Consider the following 16256-nt stretch of genomic DNA (forward strand, 5'->3'; position numbering starts at 1 on the left):
CAGCGACATTAAAAAAAAATCCCAGCCACCGGCTTCTTTCCAGCGCCGGAGTCAAAAAAATTAAGACTTAGGGGAACAAGCCTGCTACTGTTAGTGTCAAACGCAAGTATAATTATTTAACGTTTCGACTACCCTATTTAATTGCTGCCTCAGTCGCCACCGCCCCTATGCCATCAACAGTCAATACAGAATCAACAGCGGTTCAATTTAACCAACAGGGAGAAATATACTTATCCCAACGGAAATTAGCAGAAGCGATCGCCTCCTGCGAGCAAGCTTTAAAGATTGACCCCAATTTTGCACCGGCTTACAAAACTTTGGGCAATGTGCTGCAAGCTCAAGGCAGGATGGAAGAGGCGCGGCACTGGTACGCTAAAGCTATTGAAATTGCACCGAATTTTGCGGAAGTATACGCGAATTTGGGCAGCATTGGCGCGCAGCAGGAAAAATGGTCGGAGGCGATCGAGTTTTACCAAAAGGCGATCGCGCTTAAGCCTAATTTTGCCGGAGTATACCGGAATTTAGCCAAAGTATTCGGACAAATTGGCAAACCGGCAGAAGCTCAGGAATGCTGGTATCACGCATTTAGTTTGGAACCGGAAAAAGCATCCCCGGCAGAACATTTAAGTATGGGTGATGCTTTCTTTCGGCAAGAAAAGTTCCCGGAGGCGATCGGCTGTTACGATCGCGCCATAAAATTAAATCCTAATCTACCTCAAGCTTACCAAAACTTGGGCGAAGCCCTGAAAAAAGAAGGCAAGTTACAGGAAGCGACAGTATATTATCGTAAAGCTATTGAACTGAACGCAGCTAATGCTAGAAACGGCAGCGAGGGAGAGCAAACTTTGGCGGGTGCAACAGCGACAAACGGTGCAGCAGTTAAACAGCAACCCGCAGCAGCACCAGCCAAGCCGGTAGTCAAGCCGGCAGTACAGCAAGCAGTTAATTCTACAATTAATATAGAAGATCCAGAAGCATACAAAATATTGGCTGAAGGCTATTTTGCTCAGGGCAAATTGGAACAGGCAATTTCTGCTTGCAAAAAAGCTTTACAAATTAAGCCGGAAGCGCCACTTTACAAAATGCTCGGCAACGCCCTGCAAGCCGGTGGCAAAATTGATGAAGCTAAAAGTTGCTATGTCAAAGCAATCGAAATTAACCCGAATTTTGCAGAAGCCTACGCTAATTACGGCAGCATTTGCGCGCAGCAAGAACAGTGGCAGCAAGCGGTTTCTGCCTACGAAAAGGCGATCGCCCTGAAACCGGATTTTGCTGGTGCTTTGCGAAATTTTGGGAAACTTTTGGCGCAGTTAGGCAAGTCGGAGGCGGCAGCAGAAGCCTGGTATCGAGCATTTGCGATCGACCCGAAGTCGGGCACTGCTGAGGAACACGAGAATTTAGCCAAAACTTTGATCGAGCAAGGTAAGGTTGAGCAAGGAATTGAATGTTATCGGCGCGCAGTTGAGTTAAACCCAAATGCTGGCGCAGCTTATCACGAATTGGGCGAACTTCTGAAGGGTCAAGAACAGTGGGAAGCGGCAGTAGATGCTTACACCAATGCAATTAAAATCAATCCCGAACTTTCTTGGTCTCACAACAATTTAGCTGAGTCTCTAGTTAAATTGGAACGGTGGGAAGAAGCGATAAATGCTTACCGTTCGGCGATCGAATTAAATCCAGATTTTAGCTGGTCTCACAACAATTTAGCAGATGTGCTGCTGAAGTTGGAACGCTGGGAAGAAGCTGTAGAGGCTTACAGCAAAGCAACAGTATTAAATCCAGATTTCAGTTGGTCGCACAACTATTTAGCAGACGCGCTCATTAAACTGGAAAGGTGGGAAGAGGCTATTTCGGCTTACCAAAAGTCGATCGAACTAAATCCCGATCATTTCTGGGCCCACAACAATTTAGCCGAAGCGCTGGTGAATTTGGAACGCTGGGATGAGGCGGTAGTTGCGTACCGGCGCGCTAACGAACTGAATCCGAGTTTCTTCTGGTCGCATAGCAAATTGGGCGACGCGCTGCTAGAAATGGAAAGGTGGGACGAGGCGATCGCAGTTTACCGCCGTGCAGCCGAGTTAAATCGGGATTTTCCGTGGACTTATTACAACATGGGGACGGCTTTTGAGAAGCTGGAACGGTGGGATGAGTCGATCGTTGCTTACCGCTGTGCTGTCGAAATTCAGCCGGATTTGCCGTGGATTTCGCAAAAGTTGGCTGATGCTTTGAGAATGCGATCGCAGTCGGACTTGCAGGATGCGATGCGTTTGTACCAGCGCGCGATTCAGGAAAATGCTGACGATTTGCAGTTGTATCACAAGGCGCTGGAGATTGCACCTAATGATGCTGACCTTTATGTGGGTTTGGCTGATGCTTTGGTGCGGCATGGTTGGGTTGATGGGGCGATCGTATTTTATCAGATGGCTTTGCAGGTTCGGCCTGATGACGAGGCTATTTCTGGGCTGTTAGATGAAGTATTAAAAAAAAAGGGGGTAGTTAAGGGGGGGACAAAAACGGGTCGCCCTGTTAACGGACATTCGCGAAGTGCGATCGAAGATACACCCGGAGTAGCTGCGGAGTACCACGAATTAGGAGAGTCTCTACAACAAGAAGGTAAATTTACTGAAGCTATTTCCGCCTACCGCAAAGCAATTGCAATTAATCCCAATTACTTTGGAACTCACCACAATTTAGGTGATGTCCTGAAATGGATGGGTAAAATTGATGAGTCTATTAAGAGTTATCAGAAATCAACAGAAGTGAATCCAAATTTTGTGTGGTCGCACCACAACTTAGCAGATTTATTTCAACAAGAAGGTCGGCTAGATGAAGCTGTTGCTGCTTATCGGAAAGCGATCGCTCTCGATCCTGAATTTGGTTGGTCGTACCACAATTTAGCAAAAACTTTAGCTAAACAAAACAAGCTTTCCGAAGCTCTAGAAGCTTATCAAACCGCTAGCAAACTCGATCCGAAACTTTTTGGTTTGGATTATCAAAACCTACGAGATTCGCTATTCCTCGGTCAAGATCCAGCTTACACAAAGTGGCGCGCCAAGCACAGTCCCAGAGAATCTGATTTGCGGAAGATGGCGGAAACACTAGAAATCTTTAGCTACAAACCGCTGATTAGCATTGTCATGCCCGCGTACAACACGCCAGAGAATTATCTCAGGGAAGCTCTAGACTCGGTTCTCAATCAAATATATCCCTACTGGGAACTGTGCATTGCTGATGACTTATCAACTGCGCCCCATGTCAAACGGATTTTGCAAGAGTACGCAGCTAAAGATAGTCGCATAAAAGTAGTTTATCGAACCAAAAACGGTCACATTTCTCACTGTTCCAATTCAGCTTTGGAATTGGCGACGGGTGAATTTATATCTCTATTAGACCACGACGATACGCTGCCACCCGAGGCTTTGTATGAAGTGGTGCTGCTGCTGAACCGCCACCCGGAAGCAGACATGATTTATTCGGATGAAGATAAAATCTACGAAGACAAAGAACTAATAAATCCTTTCTTCAAGGCAGAATGGAGCCCGGATTCATTTTTGTCTCGGATGTACACCTGCCATCTGGGAACTTACAGAAAAAACTTAATTGATGAAATCGGCGGTTTTAGACCGGGTTTTGAGGGAGCTCAAGATTACGATTTGGTTCTGAGGTTTACCGAAAAAACTGACAAAATCTTTCACATCCCTAAAATTCTTTACCACTGGAGAATGCACGCAGGTTCGGCTGCTGGCGGTGTAGACGCTAAACCCTATGCCTATGATGCAGGGCAAAAAGCTTTACAAGAGGCGATCGAACGTAGGGGCGAACCAGGTAAAATTGAAGGCGTTCCCTACTTTTTGGGACACTTTATTGCACGGTATACAATCGCTGATTACAAGCGGGTGAGCATCATTATTCCCACACGGGATTTAGGCGATGTCTTGGACAATTGCTTGGAGTCTATCTTCAGTAAGAGCGTCTACCCCAACTACGAAGTTATCGTCATCGACAACGGCAGTCAAGAGAAACACACGGCGGAAATTCTGACTAAATGGACAGCTAAGGAATCAGCGAGGTTTAAAAGTTACCGCCTCGATATTCCGTTCAATTTCTCCAAGATTAATAACTACGCTGCTAGCAAAGCGGAAGGAGATTACTTGCTGTTTTTGAATAACGATACAGAGGTAATTACTCCCGATTGGATTGACGGGATGGTGGAACAAGCTCAAAGAAGCTCGATCGGGGCTGTGGGCAATTTGCTGATATATTCGGATAACAAGATTCAACACGCGGGAGTGGTGATGGGACTTGGTGGCGGTGTGGCTGGTCACAGTTACTATCATATGCCGCGATCGATTCCTGGCTATTTTGGAAATGTGGTAGGCATGAACAATGTTTCAGCGGTAACTGCTGCTTGTTTGATGTGCCGCCGCGAAGTATTTGAGAGCATTGGAGGATTTGACGAAGAGCTGACTGTGGCTTACAATGATGTGGATTTGTGTTTGAAAATGCTAGAGAAAGGGTATCGAAATATTTACCTGCCTCATGTAGTTCTCTATCACCACGAATCTAAAAGCCGGGGTTACGAGGACTCACCTGAAAAGAAAGCTCGGCTGAATAAGGAGTCGAAGCTGATTGAAAGCAGGTGGCAAAAGTATATTGACAATGACCCTTACTACAGCCCCCATTTAACTAGAGCGTGTCAAGACAGCGGTATTAGATTGGAGGACGAAAATTGGCGGCCGACAAATTAGGAACATCCCTGGGAGGGGTAGATGGGTAGGCACGGGCCACTACCCCTACAAATCAATAACCTGTAGGGGCGGTGGATGGTGCGTGCCCGCCCTGGATACGGGGGGAATCGCAAGGCCTGTAGGGGCGGTACCCCCGTGCCCGCCCTAGATACCGGGGGAATCGCAAGGCCTGTAGGGGCGGGTTCACCGATAGCTTCAAGGGATAACCAAAAACTAAAAAACCCGCCCCCACCCCCATGCGATAACCCTGAAGATTGACATTAGTACAATCTACCGATCGACTAAACTAAAAAAATTAAATCTACGGTACAAAATTATGAATAGCTCATTACAAGTGAACGAAGAAACGGCTTCTAATTATTTTCACAAAGGCAACCTCCTAAAACAGTCTGACAAACTACAGGAAGCCGCCGCCGCCTACCAGCGTTGTACTGAAATTAACCCAGATTTTTCCTGGTATCACCACAATTTGGGTGAAGTTTTGGTGAAATTGGGGCAGTGGGATGCGGCGGAGAAAAGTTACCGCAGGGCTTGCGAACTTAACCCGAATTCGGCTTGGTCTTCGCACAATTTCGGGGAGGTTTTGCAACATCAGGGCAATATCAATGAGGCTGTGGCTGCCTATCGGAAAGCTGTGGAACTCTATCCAGATTTTTACGAATTTCATAACAGTTTAGGTCAAGCTTTGTGCTTGCAAGGTCAACTGGATGAATCTGTAAGTTGTTTGCGTCAGGCGATCGAACTTGACTCAGAATCGGCTTTGCCTTACCAAAATTTGTGGGAGGCTTTGGCAAGACAAGGACGGGTTGATGAAGGGATGGATTGCTTGCGAAGGGCGATCGAACTCAATCCGGGTGAGGGAGATTTGTACCTGAAGTTGGCAGAGGCTTTGCAGGGTAAGAACGAATTAGCCGAAGCCGTGGGTTATTACCGAAAGGCGATTCAGTTGAAGCCTGATTTTCACTGGCTTTACTATAAGTTGGGTACGGCTTTTTCGGCACAGGGTCAATGGGAGGAGGCGATCGCGGCTTACTCGAAGGCTGCTGAGTTGGAACCGGGTTCGGCGATCGTCCATCACTATTTGGGGCATACTTTGTCGATCGTGCAGCGGTGGGATGAGGCGATCGAATCTTATCGGAGAGCGATCGAGCTTGTACCGGATGCGGCAGTGATTTACCAGCATTTGGGCGATGCTTTGGCGAAACTCCAAAAGTGGGAGCAGGCTGTGGGAGCTTATCGCAAGTCAGTTGAGTGCGATCCCAATTCCCTGGAAGCTCAGGATCATTTGGGGTTTGCTTTGTATCAGTTGGGGCGGTATGATGAGGCGATTTCTGCCTATCGCAGAGCTTTGGAAATTGCTCCTAATTCGGATGTGGTGAACTGTCATTTAGGGGATGCAATGCTCGCACTGCAAGCCTGGGATGAAGCAATATCACTGTATCGGCGATCGATAGAACTTCGCACCCAGCCACCCGAAACATACCAAAACCTAGGTGAAGCTTTAGCACAAAAGCAAAACTGGCGAGAAGCAGCCGCTAGCTATCAACAAGCGCTTCAACTACATCATGAAGCAAATTACCTGTACCGAGAATTAGGGGAATTTTTAATCCAACAAAATCAACCTGAAGGAGCTGTTGGATTTTTCAGAATGTCCCTCCAACCAAAACAAAAATCTCCCAACTACCCTTGGCTAGCCTTGAGTAAAGTAATCGAAGCATATAAGAAGACACGAAATAGCTTTTCAAAAACTATATCTGCTCCACTTACTGTTCAAGAAAAAGTTAGCATCCAAAATATATTAAGTCCCACAGTAAATAAAGATTCCGACTTAAACACTAGCGATGTCCGCCTCATTGCCTACTATCTTCCGCAATTCCATAGCATCCCAGAAAACGATCTTTGGTGGGGAAAAGGCTTTACAGAATGGACTAACGTTACTAAAGCTCAACCTCTATTTGAAGGACACTATCAACCTCACTTGCCCGCTGATTTGGGATTTTATGACCTCCGGTTGCCAGAAGTCCGGGAAGCCCAAGCTCAGCTAGCTAAAAAATACGGCATTTATGGATTTTGTTATTACTATTATTGGTTTGGAGGCAAGCGGTTGCTGCATCTCCCAATTGATGAAATCCTATCAAGTAAAAAGCCAGATTTCCCCTTCTGTATTTGTTGGGCTAATGAAAATTGGACAAGGCGCTGGGATGGAGCTGACCATGAAGTTTTAATGGCTCAAGAGCATTCCCTAGAAAGCAATCAAGCTTTTGCCGAAAGCATTGTTCACATTTTGTTAGACGATCGCTACATTCGCATCAATGGAGCGCCACTATTAATAATTTATCGCAGCGACATTCTCACCAATCCCCTCCGCACCACCGAAGAATGGAGAAAAATATTTAGGCTGCGAGGCGTCGGAGAAGTCCACCTCAGCCTCGCTGCGACTTTTAATTCAAGCTTTGTAGACCCCAAAACATTAGGTTTTGATTCTGCTGTGCAGTTTCCCCCCCACGCAATTACTGCAATGGAAGTCCCAGCACCAGCAGCGGCAGTACCAAATTTGTCTGCCAAATTTTATGACTACAGAGATACAGTTCTTAGAAACACAGCTAATAATTTACCCCCGCACAAACTATTTCCAGCCGTGATGACTTCGTGGGACAATACTGCTAGGAGAAAAACAGCAGCCCATGCTTTCATCGATTCGCACCCAGATGCTTATGAAATTTGGCTGCGCGGTTCTATAGAAAAGGTAAAGCAAAGATACTCAGGAGATGAAAGGCTAGTCTTTATCAATGCCTGGAATGAATGGGCTGAGGGTGCTCATTTAGAGCCAGATCAAAAACATGGACACGGTTATTTGAGCGCAACTTATAAAGCTCTTCACGGCACCCACAGTTGGAGGACAAGTCTGGAGTTGCTGCGACATCTTCCTGGCAAAAGTATGGAGTGCATCCATCAACTATTGGATGAGTTAGAGAAGAGAACGATCGGCAAAAATCGTTCATTACAAGCTCTGTGCCAAATTTTGCAGGAATCAGTGGTAGTTTCTGAAGTCACCTACTGCCACAACGAATCTGATTTGTGGTGGAATTTGGAATCGCCATCACGAGATACTTTGAATGATACTGCTTTGACTATCAAAGGCTGGGTTTTACCTAAAAGTTCTCCGGCGGTGACTGTGGAGGTTTTATTGCATGGCAGATCGATCGTGCAAATCCCTGTTGATATGGAGCGGCAGGATGTGGCTCAAGTCCATTCTTGGCCAGGTGCCGATCGCTGCGGCTTTTTGGCTGAATTAGAAGTTGCGAAGTTGCCATCAGAAGTTGATTTAAACATCCAAGCCATTTTGAAAGATGGAAATTATTTGCCGCTAGCTAAACTCCATTTAGAATCGGCTTTTAATTATCTCCAAACACAGGAGATGTTTGACGAAATAAATGGCTCTCTCGATCCTCAACTTGATGCACTCACAACAATCATTAATTTACTCAGACTTTTTGATGAGGAAAATATGAGCCTCCATCAAGAAGTATTGCTGGATCAGTTGGCAAAGAAAATAGAAGCTAAAGAGCAGTTAATTGAAGATATAACTAATTTCCTGAATCCCATACCGAAACACAATCCTTGAGTGTTACATTGGTGGTGATTGACAGCTTTTTGAGTTAGTAAAAAGTCATGGAAAAATCTGAGAATTGAATCCTATGGATGAAAGTGCATTAGTTTCTGTCATTATTCCATGCTACAAGCACGAAAAGTATATTGAGCGCTGCTTGGACTCGGTAGCATCTCAGATATACAAAAATATAGAAGTAGTGATTATCGATGATTGCTCTCCCGACGGCTCCGCTAAGGAAATAGAACGATTAATTCAAAGGAAGAATTGGCAGTCAAGATTTCCCTCTTCGACTCAATTTCACTGCTTTGCCAAAAATCAGGGAGCTCATGCTGCTATCAATTATGGCATTAGCAAAGCTCAGGGAGACATTATAGCTATATTGAATTCAGACGATATGTACCACCCACATCGTCTAAAACTCATAGTCAATGAAATGGACCAAGGCGGTCATGATTTTGTCTTTAGTAGGGTGCAATATGTGGATGGTAGGGATAATATCGTTACTGATTCTCACCCAACGGCAGAAGTTTACTCAGGATTTCAAAAAAATATCAAATGCCATCAATTCCCTTCCGTAGGATTTGCTTTACTGGCGGCTAATGTAGCTATTTCTACAGGAAACTTTGCTTTTACGCGATCGCTTTTTAATCGTGTTGGTGAGTTTGGCACTCATCCCTATTGCCATGACTGGGATTTTATATTGCGTTCTCTAGTACACACTGAACCGTTTTATTTAGAACAAGACCTCTATTACTATCGCTTTCACGGAAAAAACACTTTCGAGTCTTTGGGCCCGACTATCAGTCAGCAAGAATTAGCTAGCTTGCTCGTAAACTTTTTTTCACAAGTCCAATATGACTGGACTCCTAATCCCATTGCTCCTTCTCCCTTGAACTGGCCTGGTTTTTTTGAGTTATTCATGGATGCTTTGCCTCATTTAAAGCCTTTCAAGAAGTTTTTTTGACACAATTAAAAGCTTGGCAAAACCTCGTCACTAAAATTAAAAACCCCTACCTGGACTCTTAAAAATGCCCTACGTCATTAACAATCAAGGACACTGTGTTGTATGTGATAGCCATGTCACCTTCTTATCTGAGAATGATTGGCTGAGAGACCACTACCTTTGTAATAATTGCAGTTCTCTTCCCCGAGAGAGAGCTTTAATGTATTGCATAGAAAAATTTTATCCCAATTGGCGGGAATTAAATATACATGAATCTTCACCCGCCAATAGAGGAGCCAGTTTAAAACTAAAAAACAACTGCAAAAATTACATCGGTACGCAGTATTTTTCAAATTTTCCTTTCGGTCAGATGCACCCCTTGGGATGGAGAAATGAAGATTTAGAAAATCAGACTTTTCATGATGAAAGTTTTGATTTAGTTGTTACACAAGATGTCATGGAACACATTTTCGATCCAGGTCTGGCGTTTTCAGAAATAGCCAGAACTTTAAAAAAAGGAGGGGCACATATATTCACAGTCCCTATAGTTAATAAGGAGCAAGCTTCTAAATTAAATGCCAAAAAAGATGAAAATGGCAATGTTATTATTTTAGGAAACCATGACTATCATGGCAATCCCGTAGACAATCAAGGGTCACTGGTGACGATGTATTGGGGGTATGATATCTGTGACTTTATCCTCAAACACAGCGGCTTGTACACAACTACTGTTTATATTGATAATTTATTTCTGGGTATTAGAGCTGAATTAATAGAGGTATTAATAAGTAGAAAATTATAAAAACCGCCGAAATTGGCTAACAGTAATTTCGACGTTCGGTTTAGACAAAAAATATCTACGTTCTCGAATGCCTGTAAATATAATTATCCAGTTTGAAGTTATCTGATTTTTGAAGAATGGCATCTCCGCGCTCCACTATTACAATGGATTGATAAATGACAATATTCTTGATGATATCTTTTGAAGTCCCTGCTGCCTCCACGAGTTCAAAGATTAATTTACTTAAAGGAGTTGATTCGGAATAGTATTTTTCTAATCCACGCCAGTGCCACCATGCCCAATCTTCAATGATATAAAAACCGCCAGGACGAACCAAGGGAAATAACGTTTCAAAACTAATTTTTGTGAATTCATAATAATGAGAGGCATCATCCATCACTAAATCAAGAGGCTGCTGCTTGAATTCATGTTGCATAATTTCATTTATCCGCCCTGAGTCTGCTTGGTTTGTATTCCAATATGTATTGAGTCGATTGTGTAACCCTCTATCCTTGACATACTTTTGAAAATATGGACTGTCTGTGCGGGGCTGCAAATCGATCGCAATATGCTTGTTTGGTTGCAAAATTTCAAACCAAAATGCTACGCTTCCCCCTTCCCACATTCCCAACTCGACTACATTATTAGGATTAAACTCTTGATGACTCGAGAAGAATCTTTGGTACTGGTCAATTAAATCTTTTGGCTTGTAAAGTACAAAACACTCTTCTCCTAATTCCCAATTATTATTCTTGCTCTGCTCTAATCTAAAAACCAAATCGTTGCATATCACCCGATCTTTTTGCCAAATTAATTTTTCAATTCCTGACAAAGCTATGGAGGTATTACTGGAACGATATTGAATCTTTGGTTCTAAACTGGCATCAATATGTAGAACTTCTTGACGGAAGGGAAATACAGAAGCAAATTCTGCTTCTGTTGTATCGACTTGAGAGCATAAACTGTCATCAACAGGTTTTTGCATAACAATCACGGCTTGATTCAACTTAGCTGGATCGTCAACAAAATCGCAAAATGTCAGATATTTAGTCCACTCCCGCTTGACATACCCAGGTGAAATCACGGCTTCACCATAAAAAGACGCAGGGAGTGCAGAACCACCACCCGTCGCACTATATAGAAATTTGCCATTATCATAGTCAGCAAAAGCAGCATCAGTATCCATAAATGACTTTGCTAACGCGTTATACCAGGCAAATTCATGGTTCTGACCTCTCAAAGATCTACACAGCTCAATAAATCGGCGAGCGTGGGTGGTTACTATAAGAATACCACCAGGTTTGAGAACTCTTGAGAACTCTTCTACCCATTTTATGTGTACTGATTCAGACAAATGAGAGAAAACAGAGTAGGCATAAACTACATCGAAACTATTGTCAGCAAAATTGGTGGGTGGCTCTGGTGTACCTACGCTATAGTTACCCTGAGAAACTTTCTTGAGACAGATGTCAATCATTTCAGAATTAACATCAATGCCGTACAGATTATCTGGAACAATATCTTTTAGAAAAAACCGAATCATCCGGCCCCAGCCGCACCCAAAATCGAGAATCTTACTGTCTGTGGTGAGTGGTTGTCCCAAGTTAGCCACATACCGCTTAATCTCAGAATAAAAATTAAATCCTTCACCTAGAGCGTGCTTGCCCGATGAGCCAACTGTATTGCGTTGAATTTCATCAGGCGGAAATCCCGGAAGTTCGATACCATCTGCAAAGCGATTGTCTACACTCTTAATAATCACCTCGAACCATTCTCGATCGCTCAACCGAGAAGCATATTCCAAAATTGAGTCATTGGAGGTTTTGTAAGTAATACTTGGTTGATTTTTCACGTCATTAGGCTTAATTTTATCCCCTTCTGTTGCTGTTTTAATTTGCTTTAGTCGAGCCTGGGATTTTGCTAAATCTGCCTTAACCTGCTCTAGGAATGGAAGTTTTTTTTGAAATTTCACAATTGCGATCGGCAAACGACTTCGATCTGAAAACACAGCTTGGAGATGCAACTCAACTTGTGTAGACATTTCACTCACTGTTAATTGTGCGAAAAAACCAGAGGTGTCAGCATTGGATGCTTCGATATAAGTTTTAGCAACATCCGGACGTGGATTATCGACAACAATCATGTGTATTAATCTACCACTGTAGATTACTTCGATTGAGACTACCTGAGCCTTTTTGCCGAGTATCCAGCCCGCGAACCAAACTTCATATTTATCTGTTTTGTATGAAGTATCTGGAGTTTCGAGACTAAACCCCCATAACAACTCTGGTTCGTTTGCAGACAAATTCACGACTTCTTGAATTTCAATTAAAGTGTGTCCAGTCATAATCCTTGATTTTCCTTTGGTTGGTTATTTTTGGTTTGAGAAACTTGCTCTCAACTGTTTCAGGTATCAATCTTCATTTTAAAAGCAATGAAGAAATTTAAGGGCGTAAATCTGTCGAATGAAACAGGACTTCGTTACATATTGAGGATTGGCCCCCTTGCCCACTACCCAAACTGCTGCACTTGTTTAACTTCGGTTTTTGACACGAATTAGAACTCAATCGTGACTGCGATTCTTTCAATGATTGTTCGTACATTTCTATAAAATTTGATAGTCCTTTCCGTTGATATCTCAAGTGTAATGCTTCTTTATACAGTTTCATATCTGCACTGTTGAAAGCAACTATTTTGTCAATCAGAGATTGGTTTTTCAAAGTATCCATTACCTTATCTTGGTAATTATCATAAGAATTACGATTTGAACTCAAGACTTTCAGCGGAGGCCAACCCAAGTTATTTTTAATATCGTTTAAGTCATCTCTGAAAAATTCTTGAATGCCTACAAAGTAAAAATCAGTTAATTTCATTCCTTTAGCATAATAGTTAGAAAGCACGTTACCTGGAGCGTTTTCAGAAAATTCTGCCAAATTTACTTTATTTTCCACAACATATCGATGCTGTTCACTGAAAAAATTATCCTTAAAACTAAACCAAAAATAATATGCAGATATCAATAAAAGAATTGGGTTCCTCAGCCAAATAACCATTTTGGCATTCTTGTAATATTCCCTATACTTTTTAGCCGGAAAATGACCATGAATCACTCTAATTTCTTCTGTGAGCTGACCTTTTTGTAGCAGTGTCTTTATTGGTAAATTCTCATAATCATACAAAATTTGATTTGGCGGATAAATTTGCGGTAGAACCATATACCCAAATGTCGATCCTGCTGTTTTAGGAATATGGACTGAAATCAATTCTACGCTTGATGGTACTGATAAGTTGCTCACGTTTTAATCTGCTGTATTTGCTTAATTGTGAAAGTTGTTTTAAGACTTGACTGCTAAAGCTTTTGCGTTTGTCACCAAACGCATTAACTGTTTCCACTCTGCTAAATTAGTCAGCCCCAGAGTGTCTAAATTGTGACCTTTGTCTTCTGATAATTTAGCAAAGCTCTCTAACCAGTTAATGACTGTATCTGTGGGTGAAAAAGGCGAACATTTCAAGGATTGTTTTAAGCTGTCTTGCATCTTTGTCATAGCGCCAGTATGGTAAGCATACCAGGCATCCCACACTAAGAGTCGGTACTGGCTGTTGCTGTCTCCGTTTGTGTTAATCGGTATAGCTTGCTGAAACTCCAATCGTTCTATCTTAAACTGGATTTGGTGCATTTGATAGTAAGACTTTTCTAGTTGTCTCTGCGTGTTTTTAAGTTGAGAAACCTTGCTGTCGAAATCTATTTGTAGATTCTGGATTTGAGACTCATAGTGTTCTAATAATGCATCTTTTTGATGTTGTTGAGACTGGGATTGTTCCAGTTCCTGTTGAGTGCGATTCAACTGAGACTCGTACTCTTCCAATAATGCATCTTTTTGATGTTGTTGAGACTGGGATTGTTCCAGTTCCTGTTGAGTGCGATTCAACTGAGACTCGTACTCTTCCAATAATGCATCTTTTTGATGTTGTTGAGACTGGGATTGTTCCAGTTCCTGTTGAGTGCGATTCAACTGAGACTCGTACTCTTCCAATAATGCATCTTTTTGATGTTGTTGAGATTGGGATTGTTCAAGTTCTTCTTGAATTTTGTGATGTTGGGACTGCGATCGCTTAAATTTTCTCTGAGTTTCATGGTGTTGACTTTGAGCTATTTCAAGTTCGGCCCTTGTCTCCAATAACTGAGACACGCATATTCCTAATGATGACTCTGTATCTTGTAACTGATATTGTGATTGTTGTAAGAGAGTCTCGGTCTCGTTCAGTTGGCACTGAGTCTGTTGATTTTCTTTATGGCTCTTTTGCAGTTGAGATTTAGATTGTTCTAATTCAACTTGAGCTTGGTAGAATTGAGCTTGAAATTGTTCTAATAAATTTTCAGTTTGATGCTGTTGAGATTTGGATTGTTTTAATTCTCCTTGAGTTATGTGCAACTGAGCTTGAAATTGTTCTAATAAATCGTGAGTCTGTTCCAGTTGAGACTGGGATTCTTCTAACAAACTCTCTGTTTTTTGCAGTTGAGACTGAGATTCTTCTAACAAACTCTCTGTTTTTTGCAGTTGAGACTGAGACTCTTCTAATGAACCCTGAGTCTGGTGCAGTTGAGATTGGAATTGCTCTAATACATCTTCTGTTTTTTGCAGTTGAGACTGGGATTGCTCTAATAAATGTTCTGTTGGTTTCAGTTGAGACTGGGATTGCTCTAATAAATGTTCTGTTTGTTGGAGTTGAGAGTCTGATTGTTCTAATAAACCTTCTGTTTGTTGCAGTTGAGATTGGAAGTGTGCGAGTAAACCCTCGGTTTGTTCCTGTTGAGATTGGAAATGTACGAGCAAACCCTCGGTTTGTTGCAGTTGAGATTGCGATTGTTCTAATAAACTCTCGGTTTGTTGCAATTGAGATTGCGATTGTTCTAATGAACTCTCAGCTTGTTGCATTTGAGATTGCAATGGCTTCAGTTGAAAGTCTAGTTCTTGATTTTCTTTTTCTAACTTGCGGACATTTACCCAGTCTTGAAAAGGCCAAAATCTGTAAACAGATGGTTCGATCAGTTCGCGCCAAGAAAAATCCGGTGTTTCCTGCTGTTTCCATGCTCTAGCATCGAGTTCCTGGTACATTTCTATAGTTTCAGGAAAATAATGATCGAGCAAGGTAGGTCTATAACGATCCTCTGCTTGAGAACGCAGCAAGGAGGGGTCGTAAATGGTTGATGCCGGAGCAGTCAAATTAGTATGAAATTTTTGATTTATTGCCTGAATATATAATTCTTTGTTTTTGACGATAGTCGAAAGATTAACCAACAGACAGCGACTGGAAAAGCGGTTATTAAAATTTATAATTTTTTGGTTGTAGTGAAGCCAGATTTTTACCGCCAATTCAGGCTGACTTTGAAATAAAGGGTCGTGTCGCCGATAGAGAGAATCAACAACTTCCCAAGGTGAACGATAAAGAAGTAAAAAATTAGCTTCTGGCAGCATTTCTGCCCAGAAATCTAAAAAAAGAGTCGTCCGCGGTTCCTTCCATCCCCAAATAGCACTTAGTGAGTTTTGGGAAACAATTTTTTTTGCTTCTTCTACAAAACGATCTTCAACTTCTATGTTTTCCTGCAATGTCCAACCATCTGGATCGATTCCTTGCGATTGCAGCACAGAGCGGTGAAACTGCCAAAAGTCAAAACTTTCAAAATACCCCTTGCGATTCCCCTCATCTGGATATAACATTACCTTGCGACCAATATGCAAACCAGCACTTTGTAGCAAGGATGCTACCAAGGAACTCCCGGAGCGGTGCATGCTGACGATCGCTAAAATGTCCGATTTTTCTGTACTACCATTATTCATATGTTGTCTCAACTCCTATTCTGCAAGCTTTATTTCTGAAATTCCACGTACTGTTTAACAAATTAACGAAGATAACTGTAAGCAATATTAATGATTATATATCGTTTTTGCGAGCTATTATTTGACACCTATCATTGTTTATATTGTTCCTTCTATTTTCAGTAACTATTAGCCATAGATATGACCGCTGTTTTTCCCAGGTATCCCGTGCCATAAAAAAATCTAATCAAATAGATCTTTTTAACTTTGCTTGGATCTGGAGGGCAGAAAAAATATTTCCACAACTTACATCTAAGAGAATGAGCTTACAACTATTTTAGTGTCTAAGCTC

General features: G+C 42.2%; 7 protein-coding genes. 4 read left to right on the forward strand and 3 right to left on the reverse strand.

What is annotated here, in order from left to right:
- Nucleotides 1–167: 167 nt before the first annotated feature.
- The 4 genes from QZ918_RS15765 (at nucleotide 168) to QZ918_RS15780 (ending at nucleotide 10106) form a co-directional block, all read left to right on the forward strand.
- Nucleotides 168–4748: a tetratricopeptide repeat protein gene (locus tag QZ918_RS15765; RefSeq protein WP_293336571.1), complete on the forward strand. Its 4581-nt coding sequence runs from the start codon at nucleotides 168–170 to the stop codon at nucleotides 4746–4748.
- Nucleotides 4749–5064: 316 nt separating this feature from the next.
- The gene (locus QZ918_RS15770; RefSeq protein WP_293336573.1) at nucleotides 5065–8373 is read left to right on the forward strand and encodes a glycoside hydrolase family 99-like domain-containing protein; all 3309 of its coding nucleotides are present in this window, start codon (nucleotides 5065–5067) and stop codon (nucleotides 8371–8373) included.
- A gap of 73 nt (nucleotides 8374–8446) precedes the next feature.
- Nucleotides 8447–9325, forward strand: a complete 879-nt coding sequence (locus QZ918_RS15775) for a glycosyltransferase family 2 protein (protein ID WP_293336575.1) — start codon at nucleotides 8447–8449, stop codon at nucleotides 9323–9325.
- 199 nt (nucleotides 9326–9524) lie between these two features.
- Nucleotides 9525–10106, forward strand: a complete 582-nt coding sequence (locus QZ918_RS15780) for a class I SAM-dependent methyltransferase (RefSeq protein WP_293336577.1) — start codon at nucleotides 9525–9527, stop codon at nucleotides 10104–10106.
- 55 nt (nucleotides 10107–10161) lie between these two features.
- Here the strand turns inward: QZ918_RS15780 and QZ918_RS15785 are convergent, their stop codons facing one another.
- The 3 genes from QZ918_RS15785 to QZ918_RS15795 all read right to left on the reverse strand — a co-directional run bounded on the left by QZ918_RS15785 (nucleotide 10162) and on the right by QZ918_RS15795 (nucleotide 15925).
- The gene (locus QZ918_RS15785; protein ID WP_293336579.1) at nucleotides 10162–12432 is read right to left on the reverse strand and encodes a methyltransferase domain-containing protein; all 2271 of its coding nucleotides are present in this window, start codon (nucleotides 12430–12432) and stop codon (nucleotides 10162–10164) included.
- 97 nt (nucleotides 12433–12529) lie between these two features.
- A complete protein-coding gene (locus tag QZ918_RS15790; RefSeq protein ID WP_293336581.1) occupies nucleotides 12530–13381 on the reverse strand; it encodes a sulfotransferase domain-containing protein in 852 nt (283 codons plus the stop codon).
- A gap of 39 nt (nucleotides 13382–13420) precedes the next feature.
- Nucleotides 13421–15925 (reverse strand): sulfotransferase, encoded by a 2505-nt coding sequence (locus tag QZ918_RS15795; protein ID WP_293336583.1) that lies wholly within the window; start codon nucleotides 15923–15925, stop codon nucleotides 13421–13423.
- Between the last annotated feature and the right edge of the window lie 331 nt (nucleotides 15926–16256).

Origin of the sequence: Microcoleus sp. CAWBG58 (genome assembly GCF_020883045.1) — a bacterium.
Taxonomy (GTDB): Bacteria; Cyanobacteriota; Cyanobacteriia; order Cyanobacteriales; family Microcoleaceae; genus Microcoleus.

What these genes read in the sequence shown, in the direction of transcription:
- QZ918_RS15795 (WP_293336583.1), bottom strand. Translation starts at nt 15,925, where the DNA reads ATGAATAATGGTAGTACAGAAAAATCGGACATTTTAGCGATCGTCAGC.
- QZ918_RS15785 (WP_293336579.1), bottom strand. Translation starts at nt 12,432, where the DNA reads ATGACTGGACACACTTTAATTGAAATTCAAGAAGTCGTGAATTTGTCT.
- QZ918_RS15765 (WP_293336571.1), top strand. Translation starts at nt 168, where the DNA reads ATGCCATCAACAGTCAATACAGAATCAACAGCGGTTCAATTTAACCAA.
- QZ918_RS15770 (WP_293336573.1), top strand. Translation starts at nt 5,065, where the DNA reads ATGAATAGCTCATTACAAGTGAACGAAGAAACGGCTTCTAATTATTTT.
- QZ918_RS15780 (WP_293336577.1), top strand. Translation starts at nt 9,525, where the DNA reads ATGTATTGCATAGAAAAATTTTATCCCAATTGGCGGGAATTAAATATA.
- QZ918_RS15775 (WP_293336575.1), top strand. Translation starts at nt 8,447, where the DNA reads ATGGATGAAAGTGCATTAGTTTCTGTCATTATTCCATGCTACAAGCAC.